The 7825-nt window shown below is 73.7% G+C and carries 3 protein-coding genes; all 3 read left to right on the top strand.

Going from position 1 to position 7825, the window contains the following annotated elements:
* Positions 1-3975 (top strand): amino acid adenylation domain-containing protein (locus tag ACJ73U_RS46640; protein ID WP_407784242.1); only part of this gene is annotated, 3975 nt, incomplete at its 5' end.
* 1 nt (position 3976) lies between these two features.
* Positions 3977-4201, top strand: a complete 225-nt coding sequence (locus ACJ73U_RS46635; RefSeq protein ID WP_407784241.1) for an MbtH family protein — start codon at positions 3977-3979, stop codon at positions 4199-4201.
* Positions 4202-4237: 36 nt separating this feature from the next.
* The coding region (locus ACJ73U_RS46630; protein WP_407784240.1) for an amino acid adenylation domain-containing protein at positions 4238-7825 on the top strand (3588 nt) is incomplete at its 3' end.

Raw genomic sequence — 7825 nt, 5'->3', positions numbered from 1 at the left:
TGCCGGATCCGGCTGGCCGCCGCGCCGACCATCCGCGAGCTGCTCGCACAGGTCCGCGAGACCGCGCTGGACGCCTACCAGCACAGCTGCTTCTCCCTGGAACGCGTCGTCGCCGCGTTGCGCCCGCCACGCCAACCAGGCCGGGAACCCCTGGTACAGGTCAACTTCAGCGTCACCAACGCACCGGAGGGCCGGCTCGACCTCACCGGGCTGACCGTGGTGGAGGAGGCCGGCGGCTCGCCGTCGACCGCGGTCGACATCGCGGTGATCCTCACGGCCGCGCCCGGTGGTTTCGACATGGCCTGGTACTACAAGACCGACCTGTTCGACGCCGCCACGGTCGAGCGGTTCGTCACCGACTTCGAGTGCGTGCTCCGGTGGGCGACGGCCAACCCCGACACCCCGCTCACCGAGTTCACCGGGTGGTCCGCCGTGGCGACCGGGGCAGTGGCCCCCCTCACCGCACCCGCGCCGGCGCGCGGCGGCGCCGGGGCGGCACCCCGGACCGAGGTGGAGCGGATCATCGCCCGGATCTGGTGCGAGGCGCTGGAACTGGACGCCGTCGACGTCGACGAGGACTTCTTCGAGCTGGGTGGTCACTCGCTCGTGGCCGCGCGGATCGTCGCCCGGCTCGGCGAGCTGGTGCCCGGGCTGCCGGTTCGCGGGCTGATGCGGGACGTGCTGCGCCACCCGACGATCGCGGAGTTCGCCACCGTGCTCGCCGACCGGATGATGGCGCACGCGACCGAGCAGGCACCGCCGCGGCTCCCGGTGATCCGCCGCGGTCCGACGCTGCCGCTGTCCTCGGCGCAGAAACGGCTGTGGCTGCTCGACCAGTTCGGGGACGGCGCCCAGTTCCTGGTGCCGATGCTGCTGCGCGTCACCGGCCCGCTCGACGTCGACGTGCTCGCCGCGGCACTGGCCGAGATCGTCGCCCGGCACGAGGTCCTGCGCACCGGCGTAGCGGTGGTGGCCGACGAGCCGGTCGGCGTCGTCCGCCCGGCCGCGGCGTTCGCGGTCGGCGTGTTCGACGTGGCCGAGCCGGCGCTGGCGGACGCGCTGACCGCCGAGACCACCCGGCCGCTCGACCTCGCCGCGGGACTTCCCGTGCGTGCGACGGTGTTCCGGGTCGGCCCCGCCGACCACGTGCTGTGCCTGACCGTGCACCACATGGCCTTCGACGGCTGGTCGCTCGGCCTGCTGCACGACGAGCTGGCCACGCTCTACGACGCGTTCGCCGCCGGCCGGCCCAGCCCGCTCCCACCCCTCGTGGTGCAGTACGCCGACGTCGCCGCCCACCAGGAGGCGCGGCAGGCGGACGCCGAGTTCGCCGCGAAGCTGGACTTCTGGCGTACCGAGCTGGCCGGTGCCGAGTCGTTCGAGCTGTACCCGGACCTGCCGCGCCCGGCGGGCCGCTCGACCGTCACCGGCCGCGCCGCGAGCCACGCCTTCACCGTCCCGGCCGACGTCGCCGCCGGACTGGAGCGGATCGGGGCCGAGCACGGTGCGACCCTGTTCATGACACTGCTCACCGCGTGGCAGGTGCTGCTGCACCGGTACTCCGGCGTAGACGACATCACCGTGGGCACCACCGCCGCCGACCGCGAGCTGACCGAGTCCGAGCCGCTGATCGGCTTCTTCATCAACATGCTGGTGCTGCGCGGCGACCTGTCCGGCCGGCCGTCCTTCGTGGACCTGCTGACCCGCACCAGGGACCGCACGCTGGACGCCTACGCGCACCAGGACGTGCCGTTCGACCGGCTGGTCGGCGAGCTGGCACCGGACCGGAACCCGGGGACGACACCGTTCTTCCAGATCGTGATCAGGCTCGACAGCGCGCGTCAGCGGGCGGCGGAGCTGGGCGGGCTCGAGGTGCGGCCGCTGGCCCCGCCCGCGCTCCCGGTCCGCTACGACCTCGACCTCGCGTTCGTGTCCACGCCGGACGGCCTGGCCGGCGACCTCGTCTACGACACCCGCCTGTACCGGCCGGAGACCGTCGACGCGCTGGTCCGCCACTTCGGCGTCCTGCTCGCCGGCATCGTGGCCGACCCCACCACCCACATCGACCGGCTGTCCATGATGGACGCGGCCGAGCGTGCCGGCATGGCGGCGCTCACCGCTCGTCCCGAGAGCGAGTTCCCGCGGCGCTGCCTGCACGAGCTGTTCGGCGAGCAGGCCGCCCGCACACCCGACGCGGTCGCCGTGCTGGCGGGTGCCGACACGGTGACCTACGCCGAGCTGGACACGTGGTCGGACGCGATCGCGGGCCGCCTGGCCGCGCTGGGCGCCGGCCCGGACGTCGTGGTCGCGGTGCTGCTCGACCGCTCGATGGCGATGGTCGCGGCGCTCCTGGGGGTCCTCAAGGCGGGCAGCGCGTACGTGCCGATCGAGCCCGACACCCCGCCGGCGCGAGTCGAGCGGCTGCTGGCGGACTCCGGCGCGCGGGTGTGCCTGGTGGAGCCGGCGCTCGCCGGCCTCGTCGAGAGCGCCGGCAGCCGGCCGCTGACCGTGCCGGACCGGACGTCCACGGTGGACAGGCCGGCGGTCCTCCCGGCCGTCGACCCCGACCACCTCGCGGCCGTCTACTACACGTCCGGGTCCACGGGCCGCCCGAAGGGCGTGGCCTGCACGCACGCGGGCTGGGTCAACCGCATGTGCTGGATGCAACGGCACCACCGGCTGGCACCGGGGGACACGGTGCTGCACAAGACGACCCTCACGTTCGACGACGCCGCCGTCGAGATCTTCTGGCCGCTGCTGACCGGCGGACGGGTGGCGGTGCTCGGCGCCGGCCTGCACCGCGACCCCCGCGCGATCGCGGACGCCGTCATCGCCCACCGCGCGGTCCACGTGCAGTTCGTGCCCAGCGTGCTGGAGCTGTTCCTGGACACGGTGACCGCCGAGGACGTCACGCGGATGCCGGCACTGCGCAGCGTGCTGTCCAGCGGCGAGGCGCTGCGCCCCGAGCTGGTGGCACGGTTCCGCGCGGCCTTCGGCGCGGCGGTCGTGCTGGACAACACCTGGGGCGCCACCGAGGTGTCGATCGACTCGACCTGCCGGGTCTGCGGACCGGCGGACACGGCCGGCACGGGCGCGGTCTCCGTTGGCCGGCCCATCGACAACAACGAGGTGCGGGTACTCGACGGCTGGTCCGAGGAGCTGCCGGTCGGAGTCGCCGGGGAGCTGTGCATCGGCGGGATCGGCCTGGCCCGCGGCTACCTGGGCGATCCGCGGCGCACCGCGGAGGTGTTCGTGCCGCACCCGGACCTGCCCGGCGAGCGGCTGTACCGCACCGGCGACTGGGGGCGCATGGAGCGGGACGGCTCGCTGTCGTTCCTGCGCCGCGGCGATGACCAGGTGAAGATCCGGGGGGTCCGGGTCGAGCTGGGCGAGGTGGCGCACGCGCTGCGCACGCACCCGGCGGTGACCGACGCCGCCGTGCTCGCCTGGAGCGCCGCGCCGGGCGACAAGCGGCTCGCGGCCTACGTCGCCGGCCGCGCCACGCCGGCCGAGCTGCTCGACCACGTCCGCGGTTTGCTGCCCGGCTACGCGGTGCCCGGCTCGGTCACGGTGCTCGACACGCTTCCCCGGCTGCCCAGCGGAAAGCTGGACCGGCGCGGGCTGCCGGCGCCGGAGCTCGTCGACATGGGTGGCGAGTACGTGGCGCCCCGGACGGACACCGAGGAGGTGGTCGCCGGGATCTGGGCGTCCGTGCTGGGCCGGGAGAAGGTCGGCGTCGACGACGACTTCTTCGGTATCGGCGGCCATTCGCTGCTCGCCACCAGGGCGATCGCACGCATGCGGCAGGTGTTCGCGGCCGACCTGCCGCTGCCGCTGATCTTCGAGCACCCCACCGTGGCCGGGACGGCCGCGGCGGTCGAGGAGATCGTGCACGCGGAGATCGCGGCACTGACCGATGAACAGGCGCGCCGGCTGCTCGAAGAGGCGGCCGTGGACGGAAACCGAGGGATGTGACATGTCGGACAACGGCACCGGACCGGACCGCTTCGTGGTGGTCGTCAACGAGGAGGAGCAGTACTCGATCTGGCCGGAGGGCAAGGAGATCCCGGCCGGCTGGCGAGCCGACGGCACCGCGGGCACCAGGGACGAGTGCCTCGACCACGTGGAGCGGGTGTGGGTGGACATGCGCCCGCTCAGCCTGCGCAGGCGGATGGCCGAACGGTCATCAGCCCAGTCCTGACCCGTCCCGCACCGAACCAGCGACCACGAGGCGCCGATGACCACGCTTTCCCCACAGCCGCCGCTGACCGACGCGCAGCGGGCACTGCTGCGCCGGCGGCTCGCCGGCAGGACCGAGGCGATGCCGGACCGCATCCCGCCCGCTCCGCCGAACGAGCCCGTGCCGCTCTCCCCGGTGCAGCACGGGTTGTGGGTGGTGGACCGGTTCCTGGACGACAACGCGCTCTACGGCGTGCACCGCGCCCTGTGGCTGGGCGGCCGGCTGGACGTCGCGGTGCTGCGGTCCGGTGTGGACGAACTGGTGGCGCGGCACGAGATCCTGCGTACGGTCTTCACCGGCGACCCGGAGCCGGTGCAGCGCACCGAGGACCGGCGGGCCGCGGACTTCGCGGTGGTCGACACCGGCACTCGGCAGCGTGCGGTCGAGCTGGCGGTGGCCGAGCTGCGCACCCCGTTCGACCTCGCCGCGGGGCCGCTGTTCCGCGCCCGGCTGTACACAGTGGATGAAGAGGAACACCTGCTGGTGCTGAACATGCACCACCTGGTGACCGACGGCTGGTCGTGCGGGATCCTCGGCAGGGAGCTGGGCGAGCTGTACTCCGCCGGGGTCGCCGGGCGGGCGCCGCGGCTGGCCCGGCCGGAGATCCAGTACCGGGACTACGCCCGCTGGCAGGCCGGCCGGGTCACCGGCGAGGTGCGTGCCGGGCAGCTCGCCTACTGGCGGGAGGCGCTGGCCGGGGTCGAGCCGGTGCTGCGGCTGCCCACCGACCGGCCCCACCCGCCCCGCCCGTCCTACCGCACCGGCACCGTGGTCCGTGCGCTGCCACCGGATCTCACGGCCGGGGTTCGCGCGCTCGCCCGTACCCACGGCGTCACCCTGTTCGTGGCGGTGCTGGCCGCGTTCTCCACCGTGCTGCGCCGGTGCGCGGGCCAGGACGGCTTCGCCGTGGGATCGCTGACGGCGGGCCGCGGCACCGCGGAGGTCGAGCAGGTGCCCGGGCTGTTCGCCAACACCGTGGCGATCCCCGCGGACCTGACCGGGGACCCGACGTTCGCGGTGTTGCTCGACCGGACCCGGCGTGCCGTGCTCGGTGCGGTCGGCCACCAGGACGTCGCGTTCGACGACGTCGTCGCCGCGGTCGCGCCGGCCCGCGAGTCCGGGCGCAACCCGCTGTTCCAGGTGCTCTTCCAGTTCGTCGAGGCCGATGAGGAGCGGTGGCGGTTCGCCGACCTCGACGTGGCGGACGCCGAGCTGCACCACGACCTCGGCAAGGTCGACCTCGCCCTGTTCTGCACCGACCACGGCGACCACCTCGAGCTGGCCGTCGAGTACGCCACGGACGTCCTCGACGACGGCACGGCCGGGCGGTACGCCGAACGCGTCGCCGCCGTGCTGGCTCGCGCCGTGGCCGACCCGCACAGCCCGCTGTCCGAGCTGGACGTCCTGCCCGGCGCCGAGCGGGAGTTGGTGGTGCGTGGGTGGAACGACACGGTGATGGATGTGCCGCGGGTGACGTTGGGGGAGTTGTTCGAGGCGGCGGTGGTGCGGGCACCGGGTGCGGTGGCGGTGGTGGCCGTGGACGGTTCGGTGGTCAGCTATGCGGAGTTGAACGCGCGGGCGAACCGGGTGGCCCATTATCTGCGGGGCCGGGGTGTCGGGTGCGAGTCGGTGGTGGGGGTGTGTGTCGGGTCCGGTGTGGATGTTCTGGTGGCGTTGCTGGGGGTGGTGAAGTCCGGCGGCGCGTATCTGCCGCTGGATCCCGAGCACCCGGTGGAGCGGCGGGAGTACATGCTGGCCGACACGGGCGCCGAGCTGGTGGTGACGGCGGAACTGCTCGCCGACGCCGAGGTCGCCGGCTGCCCGGAGACGAACCCGGTGCCGGTGCACGGCCCGGACAATCTCGTCTACGTGATGTACACGTCGGGGTCGACGGGGCGGCCGAAGGGGGTGATGATCTCCCACCACGGGTTGGTCAACTACCTGTGGTGGGCGATCGACGGCTACGGCCTCGCGGGCGCCTCGGGTGCCCCGATGCTGGGGTCGATCGCGTTCGACCTGTCGGTGCCGAACTTCTTCCTGCCGCTGATCGGTGGCAAGGACGTCACCCTGCTGCCCGCGGACCGCGGTCTCACCGCGTTGGCCGATCGGTTGACCCGGCCCGGCGACTTCTCGCTGCTGAAGCTCACGCCGGGCCACCTGGACGTCCTGCGCGCGACGATTCCCGCCGGTGCCACCGTCGACTCGGTCCGGACGTTCGTGGTGGGGGCGGATGAGGTGCGGCCGGAGACGGTGGTGGCGTGGCGGCGGATCGCGCCGGACGCGCGGATCATCGACGAGTACGGCCCGACCGAGACGGTCGTGGGCTGCTCGGTCTACGAGATCGGCGCGGACTTCGACCCGTCGGTGCCGGTGTCCATCGGCAGGCCCATCGCCAACACCCGCATGTACGTGCTCGACGAGGCGTTGCGCCCGCTGCCGGTCGGCGCGGTCGGCGAGCTGTGCATCGGCGGCTTCGGGGTCGCGCGCGGGTACTGGCGCCGGCCGGGGTTGACGGCCGAGAAGTTCGTGCCCGACCCGTTCGGTCCGCCGGGTGCCAGGATGTACCGCACCGGCGACCTGGCCCGGTTCCGCGCGGACGGCAACCTGGACTTCCTCGGCCGCGCCGACCACCAGGTCAAGATCCGCGGCTATCGCGTCGAGCTGGGTGAGATCGAGGCGCGGCTGCTCATGCACCCGGCGGTCAGCGAGGCCATCGTGGACGCGCGAGTGGACGCGCGAGCGGACACACGAGCGGACACCACCGGCCACCGCAGGCTGGTCGCCTACGTCGTCGCGCACACCGGGCACGCGCTGGACACCGGTGACCTGCGCGAGTTCGTCGCCGCCACACTGCCGGACTACATGGTGCCGGCCACCTGGGTGGTGCTGGACCGCATGCCGCTCACCCAGGCCGGCAAGGTCAACCGCAAGGACCTGCCCGACCCGGCACCGCTCGCGCACACCGGTGCGACCGCCCCGCGCACGGACACCGAGCGGCACCTCGCGCAGGTGTGGGCACGCGTGCTCGGCGTCGACGGGGTCGGCGTCCACGACGACTTCTTCCACCTGGGCGGCGACTCCATCCTCGCCATCCACATCGCCGCGCAGGCCCGCGCCCGGGGCGTACCCGTGACGGTCCGGCAGCTGTTCGAGCACCGCACCGTCGCCGCGCTCGCCACCGCCGCCGCCAGGGACGCGGCGGCACCCGTGCGGGCCGAGCAGGGCACGGTCACCGGCCCGGTGCCGCTGACCCCGATCCTGCGCTGGTTCACCGACCACCACGGCGGGCTGGACCACTACAACCAGTCGGTCCTGCTCGAGTGCACCCGGCCCGTTCGCGCGGAGACCCTGTCGGCCGCGCTCACCGCACTCGTGGCCCACCACGACGCACTCCGGCTGCGGCTGTCCACACAGGACGGATGGCGGACCGACCTCGACGTGCCGACCGGCTACGAGCCGCTCCGCGTCCTCGACCTCGCCGGGATCCCGGCGGCCGAGCGGGACGCGGCCGCCGAGCGCTTCGCGGAGGAGACGCAGTCGGGTCTCGCCACCGCCCAGGGCCGGCTGGTGGGGGCCGCGCTTCTC

Origin of the sequence: Actinophytocola sp. (assembly GCF_045807065.1) — a bacterium.
Lineage (GTDB): Bacteria > Actinomycetota > Actinomycetes > Mycobacteriales > Pseudonocardiaceae > Actinophytocola.
The sequence above is the reverse complement of the archived record's forward strand: the minus strand, read 5'-3'. Positions and strand labels throughout refer to the sequence as shown.

Excerpts from the sequence above, each read along its gene's own strand:
- ACJ73U_RS46635 (WP_407784241.1), top strand. The coding sequence starts at position 3,977 with ATGTCGGACAACGGCACCGGACCGGACCGCTTCGTGGTGGTCGTCAAC.